Origin of the sequence: Achromobacter sp. Marseille-Q4962 (assembly GCF_943737005.1) — a bacterium.
Classification (GTDB): domain Bacteria; phylum Pseudomonadota; class Gammaproteobacteria; order Burkholderiales; family Burkholderiaceae_B; genus Achromobacter.
On sequence record NZ_CALSFU010000009.1, the window covers coordinates 90,179 to 113,999 of the forward strand.

The 23,821-nt window shown below is 67.7% G+C and carries 18 protein-coding genes; 9 read left to right on the forward strand and 9 right to left on the reverse strand.

What is annotated here, in order from left to right:
- Positions 1–22 precede the first annotated feature (22 nt).
- The 4 genes from NGJ44_RS09825 to NGJ44_RS09840 form a co-directional block, all read right to left on the reverse strand.
- A complete protein-coding gene (locus NGJ44_RS09825) occupies positions 23–1,474 on the reverse strand; it encodes a bifunctional 2-methylcitrate dehydratase/aconitate hydratase (RefSeq protein ID WP_251863807.1) in 1,452 nt (483 codons plus the stop codon).
- Between the two features lie 96 nt (positions 1,475–1,570).
- The gene (gene prpC / locus NGJ44_RS09830) at positions 1,571–2,761 is read right to left on the reverse strand and encodes a bifunctional 2-methylcitrate synthase/citrate synthase (protein ID WP_053244463.1); all 1,191 of its coding nucleotides are present in this window, start codon (positions 2,759–2,761) and stop codon (positions 1,571–1,573) included.
- A gap of 91 nt (positions 2,762–2,852) precedes the next feature.
- Positions 2,853–3,743, reverse strand: coding sequence for a methylisocitrate lyase (gene prpB / locus NGJ44_RS09835; protein WP_053244462.1), 891 nt, complete (start codon positions 3,741–3,743; stop codon positions 2,853–2,855).
- Positions 3,744–3,979: 236 nt separating this feature from the next.
- Entirely contained in the window at positions 3,980–4,969 is a 990-nt protein-coding gene (locus NGJ44_RS09840; protein WP_053244461.1) for a malate dehydrogenase, read from the reverse strand.
- A gap of 371 nt (positions 4,970–5,340) precedes the next feature.
- Between NGJ44_RS09840 and NGJ44_RS09845 the strand changes: the two genes are divergently transcribed.
- From NGJ44_RS09845 to NGJ44_RS09880, 8 genes are all read left to right on the forward strand, one after another.
- Positions 5,341–6,126, forward strand: a complete 786-nt coding sequence (locus tag NGJ44_RS09845; RefSeq protein WP_251863808.1) for a GntR family transcriptional regulator — start codon at positions 5,341–5,343, stop codon at positions 6,124–6,126.
- A 119-nt stretch (positions 6,127–6,245) separates the two neighbouring features.
- Positions 6,246–6,659: a succinate dehydrogenase, cytochrome b556 subunit gene (gene sdhC / locus NGJ44_RS09850; RefSeq protein WP_053244459.1), complete on the forward strand. Its 414-nt coding sequence runs from the start codon at positions 6,246–6,248 to the stop codon at positions 6,657–6,659.
- Positions 6,660–7,043 carry a succinate dehydrogenase, hydrophobic membrane anchor protein gene (sdhD, locus tag NGJ44_RS09855; RefSeq protein WP_053244458.1) on the forward strand — a complete coding sequence of 128 codons (384 nt, stop codon included), beginning with the start codon at positions 6,660–6,662 and terminating at the stop codon, positions 7,041–7,043.
- 3 nt (positions 7,044–7,046) lie between these two features.
- Positions 7,047–8,825 carry a succinate dehydrogenase flavoprotein subunit gene (sdhA, locus tag NGJ44_RS09860; protein WP_251863809.1) on the forward strand — a complete coding sequence of 593 codons (1,779 nt, stop codon included), beginning with the start codon at positions 7,047–7,049 and terminating at the stop codon, positions 8,823–8,825.
- Positions 8,826–8,843: 18 nt separating this feature from the next.
- On the forward strand, positions 8,844–9,560 hold the full coding sequence (locus NGJ44_RS09865) for a succinate dehydrogenase iron-sulfur subunit (RefSeq protein ID WP_053244456.1): 717 nt from the start codon (positions 8,844–8,846) through the stop codon (positions 9,558–9,560).
- A 27-nt stretch (positions 9,561–9,587) separates the two neighbouring features.
- Positions 9,588–9,848: a succinate dehydrogenase assembly factor 2 gene (locus tag NGJ44_RS09870; protein WP_053244455.1), complete on the forward strand. Its 261-nt coding sequence runs from the start codon at positions 9,588–9,590 to the stop codon at positions 9,846–9,848.
- A gap of 21 nt (positions 9,849–9,869) precedes the next feature.
- Entirely contained in the window at positions 9,870–11,180 is a 1,311-nt protein-coding gene (locus NGJ44_RS09875) for a citrate synthase (protein ID WP_053244454.1), read from the forward strand.
- A gap of 126 nt (positions 11,181–11,306) precedes the next feature.
- The gene (locus tag NGJ44_RS09880; protein ID WP_251863810.1) at positions 11,307–12,404 is read left to right on the forward strand and encodes a hypothetical protein; all 1,098 of its coding nucleotides are present in this window, start codon (positions 11,307–11,309) and stop codon (positions 12,402–12,404) included.
- 18 nt (positions 12,405–12,422) lie between these two features.
- On the opposite strand, the gene NGJ44_RS09885 is transcribed toward NGJ44_RS09880, so the two are convergent.
- The 3 genes from NGJ44_RS09885 to mdeB all read right to left on the reverse strand — a co-directional run bounded on the left by NGJ44_RS09885 (position 12,423) and on the right by mdeB (position 18,186).
- Complete coding sequence (locus NGJ44_RS09885; protein ID WP_251863811.1) at positions 12,423–12,866, reverse strand: DUF2214 family protein; 444 nt, start codon at positions 12,864–12,866, stop codon at positions 12,423–12,425.
- 151 nt (positions 12,867–13,017) lie between these two features.
- The gene (locus NGJ44_RS09890) at positions 13,018–15,315 is read right to left on the reverse strand and encodes an NADP-dependent malic enzyme (RefSeq protein ID WP_251863812.1); all 2,298 of its coding nucleotides are present in this window, start codon (positions 15,313–15,315) and stop codon (positions 13,018–13,020) included.
- Between the two features lie 189 nt (positions 15,316–15,504).
- A complete protein-coding gene (gene mdeB, locus NGJ44_RS09895; RefSeq protein ID WP_251863813.1) occupies positions 15,505–18,186 on the reverse strand; it encodes an alpha-ketoglutarate dehydrogenase in 2,682 nt (893 codons plus the stop codon).
- A gap of 196 nt (positions 18,187–18,382) precedes the next feature.
- Here mdeB and NGJ44_RS09900 point away from each other — a divergent pair, with 196 nt between their 5' ends.
- Positions 18,383–20,449: an OPT family oligopeptide transporter gene (locus NGJ44_RS09900; RefSeq protein WP_053245776.1), complete on the forward strand. Its 2,067-nt coding sequence runs from the start codon at positions 18,383–18,385 to the stop codon at positions 20,447–20,449.
- Positions 20,450–20,455: 6 nt separating this feature from the next.
- Here the strand turns inward: NGJ44_RS09900 and NGJ44_RS09905 are convergent, their stop codons facing one another.
- Both NGJ44_RS09905 and NGJ44_RS09910 read right to left on the reverse strand, forming a co-directional pair.
- On the reverse strand, positions 20,456–21,682 hold the full coding sequence (locus NGJ44_RS09905) for a M20/M25/M40 family metallo-hydrolase (protein WP_251863814.1): 1,227 nt from the start codon (positions 21,680–21,682) through the stop codon (positions 20,456–20,458).
- 3 nt (positions 21,683–21,685) lie between these two features.
- Positions 21,686–23,380 (reverse strand): hydantoinase/carbamoylase family amidase, encoded by a 1,695-nt coding sequence (locus NGJ44_RS09910; RefSeq protein WP_251863815.1) that lies wholly within the window; start codon positions 23,378–23,380, stop codon positions 21,686–21,688.
- Positions 23,381–23,821: the final 441 nt, after the last annotated feature.

Sequence of the window (23,821 nt, forward strand, 5' to 3'; positions counted from 1 at the left end):
CGCCCGCGCGCCCCGCGCCTTTTCAGATGACGTAGAGGTCCACGTATTCGTGCACCGGCATGGCTTCCAGCGTGTCCTGGGCCAGCGAGGCGGCCAGGATGCGCTGCTGCTGGCGCGGCGGGAATACGCGCGCGAGATTGGTGCGGAACTTGGCCTCCAGCAGCGGAATGCCCTCGGCGCGCCGGCGCTTGTGGCCGATGGGGTACTCGCACACCACTTCGTCCAGCGCCGTGCCGTCGGAGAATTCCACCGTCAGCGCATTGGCGATGGAGCGTTTGCCGGGGTCGTGGTAGTCGCGGGTGAAGGCGGGGTCTTCCACGCACGTCATCTTCGCGCGCAGCGCGTCGATGCGTGGGTCGGCCGCCACGCCGTCTTCATAGTCGGCGGCGGTGAGGCGCCCGAACAACAGGGGCACGGCCACCATGTACTGCACGCAGTGGTCGCGGTCGGCCGGGTTGTGCAGGGGGCCTTGTTTGTCGATGATGCGGATGCACGCCTCGTGGGTGCGGATGGTGATTTTGCTGATGTCCTCCGGTTTGCGGCCCAGCGTGCGCAGCCGCCCGTGCAGCTGCATGGCGCATTCCACCGCCGTCTGCGCGTGGAACTCGGCCGGGTAGGAGATCTTGAACAGCACGTTCTCCATGACGTAGCTGCCATAGGGGCGCTGGAACCGGAAGGGCTGGCCCTTGAAGAGCACGTCGTAGAAGCCCCAGGTCTTGGCGGTGAGCACCGTGGGGTAGCCCATTTCGCCGGTGCGCGCGATGAGGGCCAGCCGCACGGCGCGGCTGGTGGCGTCGCCCGCCGCCCAGCTCTTGCGGCTGCCCGTGTTGGGCGCGTGCCGGTAGGTGCGCAGGCTCTGGCCGTCGACCCAGGCGAGCGAGATCGCGTTGATGATTTCCTCGCGCGACAGCCCCAGCATGCGCGATACCACGGCCGTGGAGGCCACCTTGACCAGCACCACGTGGTCCAGGCCCACCTTGTTGAAGGAATTCTCCAGCGCGATGCAGCCCTGGATCTCGTGCGCCTGGATCATGCCCGTGAGCACGTCGCGCATGGTCAGCGGCGGCTTGCCCGCCGCCACGGCGTTGCGCGAGAGCCAGTCGGCGGTCGCGAGAATGCCGCCCAGGTTGTCCGAGGGATGGCCCCACTCGGCCGCCAGCCAGGTGTCGTTGAAATCCAGCCAGCGGATCATGGCGCCGATGTTGAAGGCCGCCTGCACGGGGTCGAGCTGGAACTGGGTGCCGGGAACCTTGGCGCCGTGCGGCACGACCGTGCCCGGCACGATGGGGCCGAGCAGCTTGCGGCACGCGGGGTATTCGAGCGCTTCCAGGCCGCAGCCCAGGGTGTCGATCAGGCAGTTGCGCGCCGTGTCATACGCGAGACTGCCGGGAATGTCGGTATTGAGGACGTAGTCCGCGATATCGGCCAGCACCTGGTCGGGATCGCGGCGGGCATTGGAGATCGGGGCAGACATGTCGGAACCTCTCCTGTAAGGGGATACAGGTGGGCCGAGGCCCGCCAATCCGACGCGGATTGGCGTTTCCCGAATCGACAGGCCCCGGTTGCACCGTTACTTCCGCTTTTCGATGGGCACGAACTTCTGGTCTTCCGGCCCGACATAATTGGCGGTCGGACGGATGATCTTGTTGTCGATGCGCTGCTCGATGATGTGGGCCGACCAGCCGGCCGTGCGGGCGATCACGAAGAGGGGCGTGAACATCGCGGTCGGCACGCCCATCATGTGGTAGCTCACGGCGGAGAACCAGTCCAGGTTGGGGAACATCTTCTTGATTTCCCACATCACGGTTTCCAGGCGCTCGGCGATGTCGAACATCTTGGTGCTGCCGGCCTTCTTGGAAAGCTTGCGGGCGACTTCCTTGATGACCTTGTTGCGCGGATCCGATACCGTGTAGACGGGGTGGCCGAATCCGATGATGACTTCCTTGGCCTCGACGCGGCGGCGGATGTCGGCCTCGGCCTCGTCCGGCGTGTCATAGCGCTTCTGGACCTCGAACGCCACCTCGTTGGCGCCGCCGTGCTTGGGGCCGCGCAGCGCGCCGATGGCGCCGGTGACGGCCGAGTACATGTCCGAGCCGGTGCCCGCGATGACGCGGCTGGTGAAGGTGGACGCGTTGAACTCATGCTCGGCGTAGAGGTTCAGCGAGATGTGCATCGCGCGGACCCACTCTTCGCTGGGCTTCTGGCCGTGCAGCAGGTGCAGGAAATGGCCGCCGATGCTGTCGTCGTCGGTCTGCACGTCGATGATGCGGCCGTTGTGGCTGTAGTGGTACCAGTAGAGCAGGGCGGAGCCCAGGCTGGCCATCAGGCGGTCGGCGATGTCGCGCGCGCCCGGGATGTTGTGGTCGTCTTTCTCGGGCAGCACGCAGCCCAGCACCGACACGGCCGTGCGCATCACGTCCATGGGGTGGCTGGCGGCGGGCAGGGCCTCGAGGGCGGACTGGAGCTGGGCGGGCAGGCCGCGCAGGCTGCGCAGCTTTTCCTTGTAGGCCTTCAGCTCGGCCTTGTTGGGCAGCTTGCCGTGCACCAGCAGGTGCGCGATTTCCTCGAATTCGCAGGTGTCGGCGATGTCCAGGATGTCGTAGCCGCGGTAGTGCAGGTCGTTGCCGCTGCGGCCCACCGTGCACAGCGCCGTGTTGCCGGCCACCACGCCGGACAGCGCAACCGATTTCTTGGGCTTGAAGCCGGCCTTCTCCTCCGGCTTGGCTTCCGTCTTGGCTTCTTTCTTGGGAGCCGTGCTCATGTCTCTACTCCTTTCCTTACGCGATGGTCGAAGAATCAGTGGACGGCGGGCGCCGCGCGCAGCGGGCCGCCCGCCGGGAGGACGTGCGGAATCAGGCCTTGCCCTTCTGGAAGAGCGCGTCCAGCTTGGATTCGAATTCGTGGTAGCCGATGCGATCGTACAGCTCGTCGCGCGTCTGCATCATGTCGACCACGTTCTTCTGGTGGCCGTCGCGGCGGATGGCCGTGTAGACGGCCTCGGCGGCCTTGTTCATGGCGCGGAAGGCCGACAGGGGGTAGAGCACCATGCCCACGCCCACGCTGCGCAGCTCGTCCACCGAGAAGAGCGGGGTCTTGCCGAACTCGGTGATGTTGGCCAGCACCGGCACCTTGACCGCCTTGACGAAGCGGTCGTAGGTGGGAAGGTCGTAGGCGGCCTCGGCGAAAATGGCGTCGGCGCCGGCTTCCACGCAGGCCAGCGCCCGCTCGATGGCCGCGTCCACGCCGTGCGAGGCGATGGCGTCGGTGCGGGCGATAAGATAGAAGTCGCTGTCGGTGCGCGCGTCGGCGGCCGCCTTGACGCGGTCGACCATTTCCTCGGTGCTGACGATTTCCTTGCCCGGGCGGTGGCCGCAGCGCTTGGCGCCGACCTGGTCTTCGATGTGGCAGGCGGCGGCGCCGAACTTGATGAGGCTCTTGACGGTGCGCGCGATGTTGAACGCCGAGGGGCCGAAACCCGTATCGATGTCCACCAGCAGCGGCACGTCGCACACGTCGGTGATGCGCCGCACGTCGGTCAGCACGTCGTCCAGCGTGTTGATGCCCAGGTCGGGCAGGCCCAGCGAGCCGGCCGCCACGCCGCCGCCCGAAAGATAGATGGCGCGGTAGCCCGCCCGCTTGGCCAGCAGGGCGTGGTTGGCGTTGATGGCGCCGATGATCTGCAGCGGGGTTTCTTCCTTGAGCGCCTTGCGGAAAAGGGCGCCGGGCGATTCGGGTCTGGACATGAGGAGTCTCCGTGAGGGGCCGGGTTGCGCCCGGTCTGGTCGGTGGCGCGCCGGCGTCCGTGGGCCGCGGCCGGCACGGACGCCTCGCGGAACCATACCGCGGCGGCGGAAAATAAATCTGTCCCCTACGCGACAATCGCGCCGGCGCGGCCGGGCAAAGGGACAGGTGTATGTTCCGCGCCCGCCTGGGAATTGGGCCCGCAGGAGCGGGCCCAATTCCGGAAGCGGGACGCCGATTACTTCAGCAGGTCCTTGACGCCGTCGCGCTCTTCGAGGAGCTCTTTCAGCGTGAAGTCCAGGCGCTCGCGCGAGAAGGCGTCGATTTCCAGCCCTTCGACGCGCTTGTATTCGCCGTTTTCGGTGATGACCGGCACGCCGTAGATGATGCCTTCGGGGATGCCGTAGGAGCCGTCGGACGGCACGCCCATGGTGACCCACTTGCCGTTGCTGCCCAGGACCCAGTCACGGACGTGATCGATGGCGGCGTTGGCGGCCGAGGCGGCCGAGGACAGGCCGCGCGCCTCGATGATGGCGGCGCCGCGCTTGCCCACGGTGGGGATGAAGACGTCGCGGTTCCAGGCGTCGTCGTTGATGATCTTGGCCAGGCTCTCGCCGCCCACGGTGGCGAAGCGGTAGTCGGGGTACATGGTGGGCGAGTGGTTGCCCCACACGACCAGCTTCTCGATGTCGGCCACGGCCTTGCCGGACTTGGCGGCCAGTTGCGACAGGGCGCGGTTGTGGTCCAGGCGCAGCATGGCGGTGAAGTTCTTGGCGGGCAGGTCCGGCGCCGACTTCATGGCGATGTAGGCGTTGGTGTTGGCCGGGTTGCCGACCACCAGCACCTTGACGTTGCGGCTGGCGACTTCGTTCAGGGCCTTGCCCTGGGCGGTGAAGATCTGGGCGTTGACCGACAGCAGGTCCTTGCGCTCCATGCCGGGGCCGCGCGGACGGGCGCCGACCAGCAGGGCCACGTCGGCATCCTTGAACGCGGTGCGCGGATCGCTGTGGGCGGTGACTTCCTGCAGCAGCGGGAAGGCGCAGTCATCGAGTTCCATGATGACGCCCTTCAGGGCCTTTTGCGCCTTTTCGTCGGGGATTTCCAGCAGTTGGAGGATGACGGGCTGATCTTTGCCGAGCATTTCGCCGGAGGCGATGCGGAACAGCAGGGCGTAACCGATTTGGCCGGCGGCGCCGGTGACGGCGACACGCATGGCGGGCTTGGACATGGACGTTCTCCAGAATGGTTTGGCGAGAAAAAATCTCGACAATCAGTGTAATCCGTTGACGGCCGGAACCTGCCGCGCCGGAGCGCAAGGCAGGAGGGCTGGGCAGCCTGGAATCCTAGATCGAATTTACGTATGCGTCAATTTCTCTTATATCTTATATAAGACATAAGACGTTGGACAGGCCGGCTCGCGGTATGCCACAATAGTGCGTTTGTTCGAATGCGCCGCAGCGCATGCCGTCTTCGGGTGTCCTGCCAAAGGCTGCCGCCCCGGGGCGGCCCTTCCGGGCCTTCCTCCGGTCGCGCGGCGGAACAGCCGCCCCGCGCGACGCCTCCGCCATTCGCATGAACATGAAGACTCCAAGAAAACCCATGGCCGACCAACCCTCCGCACGCGCACGCGCCGCCCGACCTTCGGGCGAGGGGGCCGCTTTCAGTCCGCTGTACCGCCAGATCAAGGATCTGCTGGTGCAGAGCCTTGATCGCGGCGAATGGAAGCCTGGCGAACTCATTCCCAGCGAGATCGACCTCGCCGCGCGCTTCCAGGTCAGCCAGGGCACGGTGCGCAAGGCGGTGGACGAGCTCGCCGCCGAACACCTGCTGCTGCGCCGCCAGGGCAAGGGCACCTTCGTCGCCACCCATCACGAGGCGCGGGTGCGCTACCGCTTCCTGCGCCTGGCCGCCGACGACGAAACCGAAGCCGGCCGCGCCGAAGCCGGCCGCGCCGAGAGCCGCATCCTCGAATGCCGCCGCCTGCGCGCGCCGGCCGAGATCTCCCGCGGGCTCGACCTGCGCGCCGGCGAAACCGTCATCATGATCCGCCGCCTGCTCTGTATGAACCAGGTCCCCACCGTGGTGGACGACATCTGGCTGCCGGGCGCGGCCTTTCGCGGCCTCACGCTGGAGCTGCTGTCGGCCAACCGCGCTCCCATGTACGGGCTTTTCGAGTCGGAGTTCGGCGTGAGCATGGTGCGCGCCGACGAAAAGCTCCGCGCCGTGGCCGCGCCGGCCGAGATCGCGGCGCTGCTGAATGTCGAGCCCGGAACCCCGTTGCTGCAGGTGGATCGCGTGTCCTACACCTATGGTGACCGCCCCATGGAAATCCGGCGCGGTCTTTACTTGACTGATCGATACCACTACCGCAATAGTCTGAATTGATGAGTGTTTTGCCTACGATTTGATACCAACCCGATCTCTGGGCGAAAATAATGCGTTTGCCCGAAAGGGGCACGGCATTTTCGCCGTCACGATTCCCTAGTAAGAAACCTGAGGCCGTCATGTCCGACACCGCTGCCAAGCCACGTCCGCAGTTTCGCAATATTGGTCTTGCGCAAATTGCCAGCTATCGCCTGCCCCTGCCGGGCAAGCTGTCCATCCTGCACCGCGTCAGCGGCGCCTTGCTCTTCGTCTGTCTGCCCTTGGTCATCCTGCCGCTCTTCGCGGCCAGCGTGGCCTCGCCGCAGACGTTCGCCGCCGTGGCCGCATACGCGGGCAACCCGATCGTGAAACTGGTCCTGCTGGTGCTGATCTGGGGCTACCTGCACCACTTCTGTGCCGGCATCCGCTATCTCGTCCTCGACCTGCACGTCGGCCTGGACAAGCAGTCGGCCAAGAAGAGCGCCGGCGTGGTTTTCGGGGTCAGCCTGGCGCTGACCGTGGTGTTCGCCCTCAAACTGTTCGGAGTGCTGTAAATGGCCGCCACCAAGAACTACGGACCCAAGCGTCTGGTCGTCGGCGCCCATTACGGCGTCATGGATTTCATCGTCCAGCGCATCACCGCCGTCATCATGGCGGTCTACACGCTGGTCCTGCTCATCGGCATCCTGGCGATGCCCGCCTTCACGTACGAAAACTGGACCGCGCTGTTCACGTTCTATGTGGGCGTTCTTCCGGTGGGCCAGCTGCTGGCCTCCCTCGCATTCATCGCGCTCGGATGGCACGCCTGGATCGGCGTGCGCGACATCTGGATGGACTACGTCAAGCCGGTGGGCGTGCGCCTGCTGCTGCAAGTGCTGACGATCCTCTGGCTGGTCGGTTCGTTCATCTACTTCGCGCAAATCCTCTGGAGCATTTAAGCCGTGGTCTCTGTCATGAAATCCCTGCCGCGCCGCCAGTTTGATGTGGTGGTCGTCGGCGCCGGCGGAGCCGGCATGCGTTGTTCCCTGCAGCTTTCCCAGGCCGGCCTGTCGGTCGCCGTGCTGTCCAAGGTATTCCCCACCCGCTCGCACACCGTGGCGGCGCAGGGCGGCGTGAGCGCCTCGCTGGGCAACATGAGCGAAGACAACTGGTACTGGCACATGTACGACACCGTCAAGGGTTCGGACTGGCTGGGCGACCAGGACGCCATCGAGTTCATGTGCCGCGAAGCGCCCAACGCCGTGTACGAGCTCGAGCACTTCGGCATGCCGTTCGACCGCAACCCCGACGGCACCATCTACCAGCGCCCGTTCGGCGGCCACACCGCCAACTTCGGCGAGAAGCCCGTCCAGCGCGCCTGTGCCGCCGCCGACCGCACCGGCCACGCGCTGCTGCACACCCTCTACCAGCGCAACGTCGCCGCGCGCACCCAGTTCTTCGTCGAATGGATGGCGCTGGACCTGCTGCGCAACGAGGCCGGCGACGTCCTGGGCGTGACCGCCCTCGAAATGGAAACCGGCGAAATCTACATCCTGGAAGCCAAGAGCACCGTGCTGGCCACGGGCGGCGCCGGCCGCATCTGGGCCGCGTCCACCAACGCCTTCATCAACACCGGCGACGGCCTGGGCATGGCCGCCCGTGCGGGCATCCCGCTGCAGGACATGGAATTCTGGCAATTCCACCCGACCGGCGTGGCCGGCGCCGGCGTGCTGATCACCGAAGGCGTGCGCGGCGAAGGCGGCATTCTGCTCAACAAGGATGGCGAACGCTTCATGGAGCGTTACGCGCCCACGCTGAAGGACCTGGCCCCGCGCGACTTCGTGTCCCGCTCGATGGACCAGGAAATCAAGGAAGGCCGCGGCTGCGGTCCCGACGGCAGCTACGTGGTGCTCAAGCTCGACCACCTCGGCGCCGACGTCATCAACAAGCGCCTGCCCTCGATCCGCGAAATCGCCATCAAGTTCGGCAACGTGGACCCGATCAAGGAGCCGATTCCCGTCGTTCCGACCATCCACTACCAGATGGGCGGCATCCCGGCCAACTATCACGGCCAGGTCCTCACGCGCGTCAACGGCGAGAACAAGATCGTCAACGGCCTGTACGCGGTGGGCGAGTGCGCCGCTGTGTCGGTGCACGGCGCCAACCGCCTGGGCACCAACTCGCTGCTGGACCTCATCGTGTTCGGCCGCGCCACCGGCAACCACATCGTCAACTCGCACCCCGAGCGCCAGCACGCGCACCAGCCGGTGCCGCAGCAGGCCGTGGAATATTCGCTGGACCGCGTCAACAAGCTGGAATCGCGCACGTCCGGCGAGAAGGCGCAGGATATCGGCAACGCCATCCGCGTTTCCATGCAGCGCCACTGCGGCGTGTTCCGCACGCTGGAATTGCTGAACGAAGGCGTGGAGCAGATCGAAGACCTGGCCAAGCAGGCCGACCACATCTACTTCAAGGACAAGTCCAAGGTGTTCAACACCGCGCGCGTCGAGGCGCTGGAGCTGGCCAACATGACCGAAGTGGCGCGCGCCACCATCAAGTCGGCCGCCAACCGCACCGAAAGCCGCGGCGCGCACGCCCTGAACGACCACCCGAACCGCGACGACGAGAACTGGCTGAAGCACACGCTGTGGTACTCCGAAGGCAGCCGCCTCGAGTACAAGCCCGTGCAGATGCAGCCTCTGACGGTCGAGTCCTTCCCGCCCAAGGCGCGTACTTTCTAAGTCCGGAAAGAGCAAATTATGAGCACCAAGAGAATCGTCAAGTTCGAAATCTACCGCTACGACCCGGACAAGGACGAGCGTCCTTACATGCAGAAGCTGGAGGTCGAACTCCAGCCCACCGACAAGATGCTGCTCGATGCGCTGGTGCGCATCAAGAACACGGTGGACGACAGCCTGTCGCTGCGCCGCTCGTGCCGCGAAGGCGTGTGCGGTTCGGACGCCATGAACATCAACGGCAAGAACGGCCTGGCATGCATCACCAACTTGCGCGAGCTTAAGGAACCCATCGTCCTGAAGCCGCTGCCCGGCCTGCCCGTGATCCGCGACCTCATCGTGGACATGACGCACTTCTTCAACCAGTACCACTCGGTTCGCCCGTACCTCATCAACGACACGCCGCCGCCCGAACGCGAGCGCCTGCAGTCGCCCGAGGCGCGCGAAGAACTCGACGGCCTGTACGAGTGCATCCTGTGCGCGTGCTGTTCCACTTCCTGCCCGTCCTTCTGGTGGAATCCGGACAAGTTCGTGGGCCCCGCCGGCCTGCTGCAGGCCTACCGCTTCATCGCCGACAGCCGCGACGAAGCCACGGGCAGCCGTCTGGACAACCTGGAAGACCCGTACCGCCTGTTCCGCTGCCACACGATCATGAATTGCGTCGACGTCTGTCCCAAGGGCCTGAACCCGACCAAGGCGATCGGCAAGATCAAGGAACTGATGGTTCGACGGACTGTCTAGTCTTAATGGTATTCACAAGGTGCGACCATGAGCAGGCTCACTGAACTGGAACGGGCGCGTTTGCGTTGGCGAGCGCGCCGCGGCCTGCTCGAAAATGACCTCATCATCACCCGGTATCTGGACGCCTACGAAACCCAGCTTACCGACGAGGATGTGAGCGCATTGACGCAGCTCTTCGAGCTTGGAGACAACGATCTGCTCGACCTGCTGCTGGCTCGCAAGGAACCCGAAGGCGTGCTGGACACGCCTCGGATTCGGAGCATTCTGGGCCGGATGCGCGAGCTCTGATTCAATCGAAAGGAAATAGCGATGAACCTGTCTGACAAAAAAGCCACTCTATCCTTCTCGGATGGCAGCGCTCCTATTGAGTTTCCTGTCTACAAGGGTACGGTCGGTCCCGACGTGATCGACATCCGCAAGCTGTACGGCCAGACGGGCATGTTCACGTTTGACCCCGGCTTCATGTCCACCGCCTCGTGCGAATCGGCCATCACCTACATCGACGGCGACAAGGGCGAGCTGCTGTACCGCGGCTACCCGATCGAGCAGCTGGCCGTGAACTGCGACTTCATGGACATCTGCTACCTGATCCTGAACGGCGAGCTGCCCAACGCCGAGCAGAAGGCCGACTTCGATTCGCAAGTCACCCATCACACGATGGTGAACGAGCAGCTGCATTTCTTCCTGCGCGGCTTCCGCCGCGACGCGCACCCGATGGCCGTGCTGACCGGCCTGGTGGGCGCGCTGTCGGCCTTCTACCACGACTCCACCGACATCACCAATCCGCAGCACCGCCACATCTCGGCGATCCGCCTGATCGCCAAGATGCCGACGCTGGTGGCGATGGCGTACAAGTACTCGCAGGGCCAGCCCTTCATCTATCCGCAGAACAACCTGTCCTACACGGGCAACTTCCTGCGCATGATGTTCGCCACGCCGTGCGAAGAGTACAAGGTGAACGAAGTGGTCGAGCGCGCGCTGGACCGCATCTTCATCCTGCACGCCGACCACGAGCAGAACGCCTCCACCTCCACGGTCCGCCTGTGCGGCTCGTCGGGCACCAACCCGTTCGCCGCCATTTCGGCCGGCGTGGCGTGCCTGTGGGGCCCGGCCCACGGCGGCGCCAACGAAGCTTGCCTGCAGATGCTCGAAGACCTGCAGGCCAACGGCGGCGTGGCCAAGGTCGGCGAGTTCATGGAGAAGGTCAAGGACAAGAGCTCGGGCGTGCGCCTGATGGGCTTCGGCCACCGCGTCTACAAGAACTACGATCCGCGCGCCAAGCTCATGCAGGAAACCTGCAAGGAAGTCCTGGCTTCCCTGGGCCTGGAAAAGGATCCGCTCTTCAAGCTGGCCATGGAGCTCGAGCGCATCGCCCTGGAAGACGACTACTTCGTCCAGCGCAAGCTGTACCCGAACGTGGACTTCTACTCGGGCATCGTGCAGCGCGCCATCGGCATCCCGACCTCGCTGTTCACGGCCATCTTCGCGCTGGCCCGCACTGTGGGCTGGATCGCGCAATGGAACGAAATGCTGTCCGACCCCGACTACAAGATCGGCCGTCCGCGCCAGCTCTTCACCGGCCACGTCACCCGCGACGTGCCCCCGATGGACAAGCGTTGATCGCCTGACGCTTGCCCGACAAACCCGCCCGCGTGGCGGGTTTTTCTTTGCCGTTCTTCGCGGCGGCTGCGGTGCGGCGTTGCGCGCGCCGCGGACAGGCCAGCCGGTTCACGTATCATCGCGGCCATGATCCCACTTGCGCTGCCCTCGACGGAATTCCTTGCCCTGCTGCTCGTTTCGGAACTCGCCGGCGTGGCGCTGCTGGGATGGCTGGCCGTGCTGGCCGTCAGCGGCGGGGCGCGGCGGCGCTTCGCGCGCCGTCCGTGGCTGCATGGCGCGGCGCTGCTGGCGCTGGCCGCGGTGTCGGCGTTTCACGTTGCGTTCCGGGTGATGCTCTGGCTGTTCGACCGCGAGCAGGCCAGGCAGGAGGCGGCGCGGCGCGTGACGCTGCAGCAGCCGCAAACGCTCGGCGGTGTGCCCATGCCCGCCGGAACGCGCCTGGTGCTGGAGAAGGAAGGCCAGCCCGAGCGCTACACCGAGGCCGTTTTCGATGCGCCGACGCCGGCCTTCGGCATGCGGGCCAGGCGCATCGTGCGCTACCTGTACACCGACTACGACCGGCGCACCTACAAGGAAACGCGTAGTTATCCGCGCACCGTGCAGGTCTGGGGAGAGGGCGCCCAGACGGTGGCGGGATGGCTGTGCGACACGACGCGCAAAGTGGAATTCCGCGTGGAGGACGAAGGGGCGCGCATCGAGTTCGCGTCCTGCTCGCTGGCGGCGGGCAACCGCGCGGGCGGCGTGGACCTGCCCGCGGGCGCCGAAGCGCAGGCGCGCGATGGCGAGAAATATACCAATGGGCACGTCGAGCCCTTGCGCTGGTACGTGAGCGTCGAGTCCAGCGAGCCGGTGGCCGTGTCCGGGCTGCTGCTGGGCCGTCCCGGGCTGTTGCTGGACGAGGAACGCCGCCTGCTGGGCGTGGCGCGCGGTTCGCTGGCCTGCCCGCTGCGACTGGGGCCGTACCGCTATCCCGCGGGCACGCTGGTCCAATCCACCGCGTATCCGCTGAACCGGCGCCTGCCCGGCGCGTGGGTGTTCAGCCCGGACTACGGGATGACGGCGCGCCGCGACGACGGCCAGGACCTGCCCGACGGTATGTCGGCGGTGCAGCGGAGCGACGGCGAGGTGCTGGACGTACTGCCGAACGACCGCGCCGGCGTGGTGCGCTATGCCGTCATCGAGGTGGACGGCGCGCCGCCGCGGGAGCCGGCGCGCTGTCCCTGACGGCGGACGCCGGCGCTGCTACAGGCCGATGCCGCGCGCCATGAGCGCCGCGAACAGCGGCAGCAGGATGAACAGGTGCGATTCGATCATCACCCAGCGGCGGGCGCGCCGGATCTCGGCCTCGGGCGGGACGTAGCCCCGCGGCTGCTTCGACCAGCGCAGGAAGGCCAGCGTCGGCGGGATCGAACAGAGCCCGATGATGACGAAGAGCGCGATCTTGGCATGGAACCACGGGTTGCCTATGTAGAAGGCGGCGCCCTTGGCGCCCAGCGTCAGGCGCAGCACGCCGGTGGCCAGCACGGCCAGGGCGGATGCCAGGTACAGGCGGTCGTAGAGCGCGAGCCGCCGCACCGTATCGGGCGACAGGCCCGGGCGCAGCAGCACGGCCTCGGCCGCCATGATGACCACGAGCACGAAAATGGCCAGGTAGTGAAACCAGGCAAGCAGGGCGTCTTGCAGCATGTCGACTCCGGTAAGGGGAAACAAGCCCGTTTTTACCATTGCCGCATGACGCGCAGTCGGATAGGCGCGCCAGAAGAAAGGAAAAGCAAAGGGCGCCCCGCAGGGCGCCCTCGCGCGTCGGCGGCGCCCCGGCGGGCCGGGGCGCCAGGGGTCAGCGGCGCTGCCGGGCGGCGTCCGCGGCTTCCTGCTGCGCATCCACCACGGCCAGCGCCGTCATGTTGACGATGCGGCGCACCGTGGCGCTGGTGGTCAGGATGTGCACCGGACGGGCCGCGCCCAGCAGGATGGGGCCCATGGCGATGCCGTTGCTGCCCGTCATCTTGAGCATGTTGTACGTGATGTTGCCCGTGTCGAGGTTGGGCATGACCAGCAGGTTGGCCGGGCCCTTCAGCGTGCTGTCGGGGTAGGCCAGCACGCGGATCTTCTCCGACAGGGCGGCGTCGGCGTGCATTTCGCCGTCGACTTCGAGCTCGGGCGCGCGTTCGGCCACCAGGCGGCGGGCCTGGGCCATCTTGCGCGAGGACTCGGTCACGCGGCTGCCGAAGTTGGAGTGCGACAGCAGCGCCACCTTGGGCACCACGCCGAAGCGCACCATTTCGTCGGCGGCCTGGATGGTGATGTTGGCGATTTCCTCGGCCGTGGGGTTTTCGTTCACGTGGGTGTCGGTCACGAAAAGCGTCTGGTCGGGCAGCATCAGCACGTTGAGCGCGGCGTAGGTCTGGCCGGGTTTCTTGCCGATGATCTCGTCCACGTACTTGAGCTGGTTGTCGTACTTGCTGGCCACGCCGCACAGCAGGGCGTCCGCGTCGCCGCGGCGCAGCAGCATGGCGCCGATCAGGGTGTTGTGCTTGCGGATCATCGCCTTGGCGATGGCAGGCGTCACGCCCTCGCGGCCGCGCATCTGGTAGTACGCGTTCCAGGTTTCGTTGAAGCGGCTGTCGTCTTCGGGATCGACGATTTCGATGCTCACGCCGGGCGTCAGGCGCAGGCCGAACTTCTTGATGCGCATCTCGATGACCGAGGGGCGGCCGATCAGGATGGGCTGGGCCAGTTTTTCGTCGACGACGACCTGCACCGCGCGCAGCACGCGTTCGTCTTCGCCGTCGGCGTAGATGACGCGCTTGGGCGCCTTCTTGGCCTGGGCGAACAGCGGGCGCATCAGCTGGCCGGAGTGGTAGACGAAGCCCATCAGCTTCTGGCGGTAGGCCTCGATGTCCTCGATGGGGCGGGCGGCCACGCCGGAGTCGGCGGCAGCCTGGGCCACGGCCGGGGCGATCTGGACGATGAGGCGCGGATCGAAGGGCTTGGGGATGATGTAGTCGGGGCCGAACGACAGCTCCTGCCCGGCGTAGGCGCGGGCCACTTCGTCGTTCTGCTCGGCCTGGGCCAGTTCGGCGATGGCCTTCACGCACGCGAGCTTCATTTCTTCCGTGATGCGCGAGGCGCCGGCGTCCATGGCGCCGCGGAAGATGAAGGGGAAGCACAGCACGTTGTTGACCTGATTCGGGTAGTCCGAACGGCCGGTGGCGATGATGCAGTCGGGGCGGGCGGCCTTGGCCACCTCGGGGCGGATCTCGGGTTCGGGGTTGGCCAGCGCCAGGATCAGCGGCTTGTCGGCCATGGTCTTGACCATCTCGGCCGTGAGCACGCCGGCGGTGGAGCAGCCCAGGAACACGTCGGCGCCGTTGACGACGTCGGCCAGCGTGCGCGCGTCGGTCTTTTGCGCGTAGCGTTTCTTGTTGGCCTCCATGTTCTCTTCGCGGCCTTCCCAGATCACGCCGCGCGAATCCACCACGTAGATGTTCTCGCGCTTGATGCCCAGGTGCACCAGCAGGTCCAGGCACGCGATGGCCGCGGCGCCCGCGCCCGAGCACGCCAGCTTGACCTGGCCGATGTCCTTGCCCACGACCTTCAGGCCGTTGAGGATGGCGGCCGACGAGATGATGGCCGTGCCGTGCTGATCGTCGTGGAAGACGGGGATCTTCATGCGCTCGCGCAGCTTCTTCTCGATGTAGAAGCACTCGGGCGCCTTGATGTCCTCGAGATTGACGCCGCCCAGGGTGGGTTCCAGCGCCGCGATGATGTCCACCAGCTTGTCCGGGTCGTTCTCGGCCAGTTCGATGTCGAACACGTCGATGCCGGCGAACTTCTTGAACAGGCAACCCTTGCCTTCCATGACGGGCTTGGCCGCCAGCGGGCCGATGTTGCCCAGGCCCAGCACGGCGGTGCCGTTGGTGATCACGCCCACCAGGTTGCCGCGCGAGGTGTACTTGGAGGCGGCGTCGTCGCCCTGGTCGAAGATGGCCATGCAGGCGGCGGCCACGCCGGGAGAGTAGGCCAGCGACAGGTCGTCCTGGTTGGCGAGCGTCTTGGTCGGCGTGACCGAAATCTTGCCGGGGGTGGGATAGGCGTGGTAGTCCAGCGCCAGTTTGGTGAGGGTTTCGTCCATGGAATTTCAGCCTTGCGGCTTTGGTAAAACAGCTTGAAACGAGAAAGCGGGCCGCAGCCCGCCGTATTTGCCCGGAAACGCTAGGGGAACCCCCGTATTTCAACAGAAAGCGGCGCGGTATGGTTGCTGCGCCGCAACGAAAGCGGGGATTCCGGTCAGGCCATGGACGTTTTTGCGCTGGCGGGGCGCTCAGGCCTCCCAGGGCGGCGTGCGCCGCGAAGCGGCCGCCAATTCCCGCCGCAGGGCGTCGGCCGGCCCCCGCAGGCCCAGGCTGTCGAGCGCCTGCAGCACGATCCAGTCGGCGCCGACTTCGAAGAAGTCGCGCAGCCGCGCCCGGGTGTCGCTGCGGCCGAAGCCGTCGGTGCCCAGGCTGCGGTAGGGCGCGGGAACCCAGGCGCGGATCTGCTCGGCCACGGCGCGCACGTAATCGCTGGCGGCGATCACCGGCGCGGCGCTGCCGCCCAGGCAGGCCGAAACCCAGGCCTGGCGGCTGTCCAGGCCCAGCAGCCGGGCGCGGTCGGCTTCGCGGCCGTCGCGCGCCAGTTCCGAAAAGCTGGTCACGCTCCAGACTTCGGCCTCCACGCCGTATTCGTCGCCCAGCCGCCGCGCCGCCAGTTCGGCCTCGCGCAGCATGGGGCCGGCGCCCAGCAGCCGCACCCGCGCCTGGCCCCGCGCCGGCCGCAGCCGGTACATGCCGCGCAGGATGCCGGCGCGCACGGCATCATCATCCGGCAGGTCGGGCTGGGCCAGGTTTTCGTTGGTGACGGTGAGGTAAAAGAATTCGTCGCGCTGTTCGTCGAGCATGCGGCGCATGCCGTGCTCGATGATGATGGCCGCTTCATAGGCATAGGCCGGATCGTAGGCGCGGCAGTTGGGTATGGCCGCGGCCATGAGATGGCTGGAGCCGTCCTGGTGCTGCAGGCCCTCGCCGCCCAGCGTGGTGCGCCCCGAGGTCGCGCCGATGAGAAAGCCCCGCGTGCGCTGGTCGGCCGCCGCCCAGATCAGGTCGCCGATGCGCTGGAAGCCGAACATCGAGTAATAGATATAGAAGGGCAGCATGGGCAGTCCATGCACCGAGTAGCTGGTGCCCGCCGCCGTCCACGAAGAGATGGCCCCGGCTTCCGTAATGCCTTCCTCGAGGATCTGGCCGTCGCGCGCCTCGCGGTAATAGAGCACCGAGCCGATGTCTTCCGGCTCGTAGAGCTGGCCCTGCGCGGAATAGATGCCGATCTGCCGGAACAGGTTGGCCATGCCGAAGGTGCGGGCCTCGTCGGCCACGATGGGCACGATGCGGGGGCCCAGTGCGGGGTCCTTGAGCAGCGCGGTCAGCATGCGCACCAGGGCCATGGTGGACGACATTTCCTTGCCCGCGGCCGCCAGCGCGAAGCGCGCCCATTGTTCCACCGGCGGCGGGGCCAGGCGGGGCGACTGGCCGCTGCGGCGCGGAATGTGGCCGCCCAGCGCCGCGCGCCGGCTGCGCAGATGGCGCAGCTCGGCGCTGTCTTCGGCGGGGCGGTAGAACTTCAGGGCCAGGCAGTCCTCGTCGGGGATCGGCAGGGCGAAGCGGTCGCGGAAGGCGAGCAGGGCCTCGCCGTCCAGCTTCTTCTGCTGGTGCGTGGTCATCTTGCCCTGGCCCGCCGCGCCCATGCCGAAGCCCTTCTTGGTCTGGGCCAGTATCACGGTGGGCTGGCCGCGGTGGCGCACCGCGCGGTGATACGCGGCGTGGATCTTCACCATGTCGTGGCCGCCCCGGTGCAGGCGGTCGATGGCCTCGTCGGTCCAGTCGGCCACGAGCGCGGCCAGCTCGGGGTTCTGGTTGAAGAAGTGGGTGCGGTTGAAGGCGCCGTCGTTGGCCGCGAAGGTCTGGAACTGGCCGTCCACCGTGCCCGCGAAGGCGCGCGCCAGCGCGCCCGTGGCGTCGCGCCGCAGCAGCGCGTCCCAGTCGCTGCCCCAGACGAGCTTGATGACGTTCCAGCCCGCGCCGGCATACAGGGTTTCCAGCTCGTCGATGATGCGGCCGTTGCCGCGCACCGGGCCGTCCAGGCGCTGCAGGTTGCAGTTCACGACGAAGACCAGGTTGTCCAGCTTCTCGCGGGCGGCCAGCGTGAGGGCGGCGATGGATTCGGGTTCGTCCATTTCGCCGTCGCCGAAAATGCCCCACACCTTGCGGTCGCCGGCGGGAAGGAGCGAGCGGTGTTCCAGATAGCGCATGAAGCGCGCCTGGTAGATGGCATTGATGGGGCCGATACCCATGGAGCCGGTGGGAAACTGCCAGAAGTCCGGCATCAGCCAGGGGTGGGGATAGGAAGACAGGCCGCGCAGGCCGCGGGCGGACGCGGTGATCTCCTGGCGGAAATGCGCCAGGTCGTCTTCGCCGAGAAAGCCTTCCAGGTAGGCGCGGGCGTACACCCCGGGCGCGGAGTGCGGCTGCATGTAGACCAGGTCGCCGGGGTTGCTGGGCGTGCCGGCGCGGAAGAAATGGTTGAACCCGACTTCGAACAGGTCGGCGGCCGAGGCATAGCTGGCGATGTGCCCGCCCAGCTCGCCGTGCGCCTGGTTGGCGCGCACCACCATCGCCAGCGCGTTCCAGCGGTTGATGCTGGCGATGCGCTCCTCGACCGCGAGATTGCCCGGAAAGGGCGGCTCCTGGTCGGCGGGAATGGTGTTGAGATAGGGCGTGCGGACCTGCCCGCCCGCGCGCAGGCCCAGCGCCGCGGCATGGCCCAGCAGGCTGTCCAGCACGTAGGCGGCGCGCTCCGGACCCCCGTGCTGCGCCAGCGCCTGCAAGGCGTCTCGCCATTCGGCGGTTTCGGCGGGATCGGTATCCTGCGGGGCGGCGGAACCCGCGTCGGTGTGGCGATGATCGCGCATGATGCTTGTCTCCTTTTCGGCCCTCATGCTAGACCGGTGCGCGGGGCATGAGGCATCGAAATCCGGGCGCGGGCCGCGTCGATTCAGCATAATCTATTATCGTTCTGGCGTTTCGCGGCAGTTTCGGCTGCCGCAGGACGCATAAGCGCGGCAGGCCCTGCGCACGTCGGCCGGCCGCGGGCTACGGAGATATGCAATGACCCTACCCCTCAGTGTGCCGGCGCGGGTGACGCTGCCGGAGCTGACATTCCGCGGCGTGCTGCTGGGCGCCCTCATCACGGTGATCTTCACCGCATCCAACGTCTTCCTCGGCCTCAAGGTGGGGATGACCTTTTCCTCGGCCATTCCGGCGGCCGTGATCTCCATGTCGGTGCTGCGCCTCTTCAAGGACGCCAACATCCTGGAGAACAACATGGTGCAGACCCAGGCCTCGGCGGCCGGGACGCTGTCCTCCATTATCTTCATCCTGCCCGCCCTGGTCATGATGGGGCACTGGCAGGGCTTTCCGTTCTGGCAGACGCTGGGCATCTGCGCGGCCGGGGGCATGCTGGGCGTGATGTTCACCATTCCGCTGCGCCATGTCATGGTGGTGCAGAGCGACCTGCCCTACCCCGAGGGCGTGGCGGCCGCCGAGATCCTGCGCGTGGGCAGCGCCGAGCGCGCGCTGGACGCGCAGGCCGAGGCGGGCGGCGCACCGCAAGGCGGCGCCCAGACGCAGGCCGCCACCGGCATGGCCGACATCGTCACCGGCGGCGCGGCCGCCGCGCTGGTGAGCTTCGCCGCTGGCGGCCTGCGGGTGCTGGGCGACGGCGTGAGCCGCTGGTTCGAACTGGGCGGGGCCGTGTTCCGGCTGCCGATGGGATTTTCGCTGGCCCTGCTGGGCGCGGGATACCTGATCGGCATCGTGGCCGGGCTGGCGATGTTCACGGGGCTGGTGATCGCCTGGGGCGTCGCGGTGCCGGTGCTGACCGCGCAGGGCGTCATCCCGGCCGGGCAGACCGCGGCGCAGTACGCCACCGGCATCTGGTCCTCGCAGGTGCGGTTCATCGGCGCGGGCGTCATCGGCGTGGGCGCCATCTGGACGCTGGCCACGCTGTTCATGCCCATGGTGCGCGGGCTCAAGGCTTCGTTTTCCGCCATCGGCAAGCCCAGCGGCCCGCGCGAGGGCGGCACGCCGCGCACCGAGCGCGACATGCCCGCGTTGTGGATTTCGGCCGTGACGCTGGCGCTGGTGGCGATCCTGGTCGCGACCTTCTACGTGTTCGTCGCCGGGGCCGCGCCGCTGCCGGCCGCCTCCATCTGGAAGCTGGTGGCCTACGCGGTGCTGTTTGCCTTCGTGTTCGGCTTCCTGGTGGCGGCGGCCTGCGGCTACATGGCGGGCCTGGTGGGCTCCTCGACCAGCCCCATCTCCGGCGTGGGCATTGTCGCCATCGTGCTGGTGTCGCTGCTGATGCTGGTGCTGGGGCGCGAACTGCTGGACGTGGAGCACGGCACGCGCATCGCGATCGCGCTGGCGATCTTCAGCACCTCGGCGGTGGTGGCGGTGGCCTCGATTTCCAACGACAACCTGCAGGACCTCAAGACCGGCTGGCTGGTGGGCGCCACGCCGTGGCGGCAGCAGGTGGCGCTGCTGATCGGCTGCGTGGTGGGCGCGGCGGTGATCTCGCCCGTGCTGGACCTGCTCTACAACGCCTACGGTTTTGCCGACGCCATGCCGCGCCAGGGCATGGACCCGGCCCAGGCCCTGTCGGCGCCGCAGGCGACGCTGATGCTGGCGATCGCGCGCGGCATTTTCACGCACCAGCTGAACTGGACCATGATTCTCGTCGGCATGGCGGCGGGCGTGGCGCTCATCGTGGCCGACGAGATCATGAAGCGCGTCTTCAAGGTGGCGCGGATTCCCGTGCTGGCCGTGGGCATCGGCATCTACCTGCCGCCGACCGTGGCCGCGCCCATCGTGGTCGGCGCGGTGCTGGCCTGGCTGCTGGAGCGCGCGCTGCGCCGCCGCGCGCAGGCCGCGGGCCAGCCCTACGCGCGCCATGCCGACGCCGCCAACCGCCGCGGCGTGCTCATCGCCTCGGGCTTGATCGTGGGCGAGAGCCTGGTCGGCGTGCTGATGGCGGCCGTGATCGGGGCGACCGGCAGCAATGCCCCGCTGGCCGTGGCGGGCGAGGGGTTCGAGCAGACCGCCTCGTACCTGGGCCTGGCCGTTTTCGTGCTGGTGGCGGTGCTGTTCTGGCGCCGCGTGATGCGCCTGGCCTGAGCCCGCTCAGGCCAGCAGGTCGGCCAGCGTGCGCGCCACCACCTTGGTGGCGCGGCGCAGGTCTTCCAGCACCAGGCGCTCGTCGCTGCGCTTGGCGTGCGATTCCAGCACCGTGCGCGGACCGGCGCCGTACAGCACGCAGGGAATGCCGGCCTCGGCGTAGAGCCGCGCGTCGGTATAGAGCGGCGTGCCCATGGCCGGGACCGCCGCGCCGAAGACCGCCGCGCCATGCCGCTGGATGGCCCGCACCAAGGGCTCGCTGCCGGGCAGGGGGCGCATGGCCCGGGCGAGCAGCAGGCGCCGGGTTTCGACGCGTATGCCCGGCAGGGCGCCGGCGGCCTGCCGGATGACGCGCAGGATGCCGGTTTCCACCTCGGCCGGATCTTCTTCCGGAATCATGCGGCGGTCGAGCTTGAACACCACCTTGCCCGGCACCACGTTGGTGTTGGTGCCGCCTTCGATGCGGCCCACGTTCAGGTAGGGGTGGCCGATGCCCGGCACGCCGGAGCGTATCGACGGGTAGCCCGCGTTCAGCGCATACAGCGCATCGAGAATGGCCACCGCGCCGCGCAGCGCGTCCACGCCGCTGGCGGGAATGGCGGCATGGGCCATCTTGCCGTGCACCGTGACTTCGATCTGCAGGCAGCCGTTGTGCGCGGTGATGACCTCATAGCCGAAGCCGGCGGCGATCAGCAGGTCGGGGCGGGTGAGCTTCTGCTCGAGCAGCCAGCCCGGCCCCAGCAGCCCGCCGAATTCCTCGTCGTAGGTGAAATGCAGCTCGACCGCGCCGCGGCGAGGCCGGGCCTGCGCTTCCAGCGCGCGCACCGCGAAGGTGTAGGTGGCGAAATCGCTCTTGCTGACGGCGGCGGCGCGGCCGTACAGGCAGCCGTCGTCGATCTCGCCGCCATACGGGTCGCGTGTCCAGCCCTCGCCGGGCGGCACCACGTCGCCGTGGGCATTGAGCGCCACGCAGGGACCGCCCGCGCCGTAGGGCCGGCGCACGATGAGGTTGGTAATGGACCGCATGCCGTAGCCGTGCACGGCGTCGGCGGGCACGGCATGCGATTCCGCTTCCAGGCCCCAGCCTCGCAGCAGTTCGGCGGTGCGGGCGGCGTGGGGCGCGTTGTCGCCCGGCGGCGTGTCGGTGGGTATGCGCACGAGCGCCTGCAGAAAGGCGACCTGCTCGTCGAAGTGGGCGTCGATCCAGGCGTCGAGCTTGGCGTAGTCGGTCATGGTTCAGCCTTGCTCCGATCCGCCGGCCAGGTCGTCCAGCAGTCGCAGCATGGCTTCGGCGGCCAGCTGCATGTCGTGGCTGGTGGTGGATTCCAGCGGGTTGTGGCTGATGCCGCCGTTCTGTCCGCGCACGAACAGCATGGCTTGCGGCATGATCTCGTGCAGCTTCATGGCGTCGTGGCCGGCGCCGCTGGGCATGCGGTGCACGGGCACGCCCAGCGCGTCGACGGCGGCTTCCCAGCGGGCCTGCCATTGCGGATGGCTCGGCGCCGCGCTGGCGCGCATGGTTTCTTCCAGTTCGCGGCGCAGGCCGCGCCGCGCGCAGATGGCGTCCAGCTCGGCCAGCACGTCGCGCGCGAGGGCGTCGCGCTGCGGGTCGCTGGGCGCGCGCAGGTCCAGGCTCAGACGGCATTCGCCCGGGATGACGTTGATCGAGCCGCCCGGGACATCCAGCATGCCCACCGTGCCCACCGACCCGGCGTCGGCCGCGGCGCGTCGCTCCACATACAGGATGAGCTCGGCCGCGGCGGCGGCCGCGTCCCGCCGCCGGTCCATGGGCGTGGTGCCCGCGTGGCCGGCCATGCCGAGTATCCGCACGCGATGGCGCAGGCAACCGTTGATGGACGTGACCACGCCCAGCGGCAGGCCCAGTTCGTACAGCACCGGCCCCTGTTCGATGTGCACTTCCACGAACCCCAGGTAGCGGGCGGGATCGCGCTTGAGCCGGGCGATGTCTTCGGCGCGCAGGCCGGCCCGCGCCATGGCCTGGCGCAGCGTGACGCCGTCGGCGTCACGCTGGTCCAGCCAGGCGGGCTGGAAGCCGCCGACCAGCGCGCCGGAGCCGAGGAAGGTGGCCGGGAAGCGCTGGCCTTCCTCTTCGGCGAATCCGATCACTTCGAGGTGGAACGGCAAGCGGCGGCCCTGGCGGCGCAGTTCGCGCACGCAGGCCATGGGGGTGAAGATGCCGAGCCGGCCGTCGTACTTGCCGGCGTTGCGCACCGTGTCGTAGTGGCTACCTGTCATCAGGGTGGGGGCCTGGGGATCGGCGGCGCGGTAGATGCCCACCACGTTGCCCACCGCGTCGGTGCCGACTTCGTCGAAGCCGCATTCGCCCATCCATTGCGAGATGCGCTGCGCGCAGGCCCGGTGGGCCTCGGTGAGGTAGGTGACCGTGAGCTGGCCTCTTTCGGCGTATCCCGGGTCGCTGTGGGCGCTCAGTTCCTCCTGCCAGTCCCAGATCCGGTCGCCCATGGCGGTGTCGGCGCCGAAGCGGCGGGCAAGGCGCAGCTCGGCGCTGCGGTGCAGCGCCCGCAGCGCTTCGCCGCGTTCCAGGTCGGCGGGATGATCCAGGCGGCGCCTGAGCATGTCCTCGGCCTGCGCCGCGTCCAGCGGCGCGCCGCGCGGGCCGGCTTCGGCGAGCACGCAGGGGTAGCCGAACCGCGCCTCGTATTCATCGGCCAGCCAGGCGGGCGCGCCGGGGGCGCGCGCCTGGCTGCGCAGCATCGCCGTCTGCGCTTCGGCGCCGGCTTCGTCCACCGCCTGCCGCAGACGCTGCTGCAGCTCGGCCAGGGAGCGGAAGGGGCGGGCGGCGAGCGCGGCCCGGGCGATCCAGGGCGCGTGGTCGTACAGGCCGTCGAGCAGGCGGAGGGCTTCGTCGTGCGGCGCGCGGTTGAGATCGGCGAGAGTGGCGGGGGTCATGGAGCGCTCGGATGGAAACGGGGGGCGGGAAGTCTCATAGAGTACAAAAGATGTATACAAATTTCCAGTGCACCGGCCGGCGCCCAGGCCGCGTGCGGAATGTGATCCGCTTGCGTGCCCGCGCGCTGCCGCCAGGCGGTCTCGGCGAATATCGGACATCCGGACGAGGCTTGCATGCAACAGGCCGACGCCCGCCGTGCAAAATATGGTGCGCCGCCGCATCTCGAAATGCCTGACATTGCGGGCGAGTAACCGGCGCAATGCCCGGCGTTGCCAGGACATTCCAGGCTTGCATGACTCCATTCCAAATCGGCTTTTGCGGCACGCAATGCCGAAAAGACACCCGTAAACTCAAAGGGTTATACTTTCGCCCATACGGCTTTCAAGGCTCGTACGCGCCTTCTGCCCCTGCTATCCGCTAACCGGGAAGCCCGTGTCGCG

Bases quoted from the DNA above. Each gene is read 5' to 3' on its own strand.
- NGJ44_RS09875 (WP_053244454.1), top strand. From the start codon at position 9,870: ATGAACCTGTCTGACAAAAAAGCCACTCTATCCTTCTCGGATGGCAGC.
- NGJ44_RS09845 (WP_251863808.1), top strand. From the start codon at position 5,341: ATGGCCGACCAACCCTCCGCACGCGCACGCGCCGCCCGACCTTCGGGC.
- NGJ44_RS09900 (WP_053245776.1), top strand. From the start codon at position 18,383: ATGACCCTACCCCTCAGTGTGCCGGCGCGGGTGACGCTGCCGGAGCTG.
- NGJ44_RS09840 (WP_053244461.1), bottom strand. From the start codon at position 4,969: ATGTCCAAGCCCGCCATGCGTGTCGCCGTCACCGGCGCCGCCGGCCAA.
- NGJ44_RS09825 (WP_251863807.1), bottom strand. From the start codon at position 1,474: ATGTCTGCCCCGATCTCCAATGCCCGCCGCGATCCCGACCAGGTGCTG.
- NGJ44_RS09885 (WP_251863811.1), bottom strand. From the start codon at position 12,866: ATGCTGCAAGACGCCCTGCTTGCCTGGTTTCACTACCTGGCCATTTTC.
- NGJ44_RS09890 (WP_251863812.1), bottom strand. From the start codon at position 15,315: ATGGACGAAACCCTCACCAAACTGGCGCTGGACTACCACGCCTATCCC.
- sdhC (WP_053244459.1), top strand. From the start codon at position 6,246: ATGTCCGACACCGCTGCCAAGCCACGTCCGCAGTTTCGCAATATTGGT.
- NGJ44_RS09865 (WP_053244456.1), top strand. From the start codon at position 8,844: ATGAGCACCAAGAGAATCGTCAAGTTCGAAATCTACCGCTACGACCCG.
- NGJ44_RS09905 (WP_251863814.1), bottom strand. From the start codon at position 21,682: ATGACCGACTACGCCAAGCTCGACGCCTGGATCGACGCCCACTTCGAC.
- mdeB (WP_251863813.1), bottom strand. From the start codon at position 18,186: ATGCGCGATCATCGCCACACCGACGCGGGTTCCGCCGCCCCGCAGGAT.
- NGJ44_RS09880 (WP_251863810.1), top strand. From the start codon at position 11,307: ATGATCCCACTTGCGCTGCCCTCGACGGAATTCCTTGCCCTGCTGCTC.
- NGJ44_RS09870 (WP_053244455.1), top strand. From the start codon at position 9,588: ATGAGCAGGCTCACTGAACTGGAACGGGCGCGTTTGCGTTGGCGAGCG.
- NGJ44_RS09910 (WP_251863815.1), bottom strand. From the start codon at position 23,380: ATGACCCCCGCCACTCTCGCCGATCTCAACCGCGCGCCGCACGACGAA.
- sdhD (WP_053244458.1), top strand. From the start codon at position 6,660: ATGGCCGCCACCAAGAACTACGGACCCAAGCGTCTGGTCGTCGGCGCC.
- prpB (WP_053244462.1), bottom strand. From the start codon at position 3,743: ATGTCCAGACCCGAATCGCCCGGCGCCCTTTTCCGCAAGGCGCTCAAG.
- prpC (WP_053244463.1), bottom strand. From the start codon at position 2,761: ATGAGCACGGCTCCCAAGAAAGAAGCCAAGACGGAAGCCAAGCCGGAG.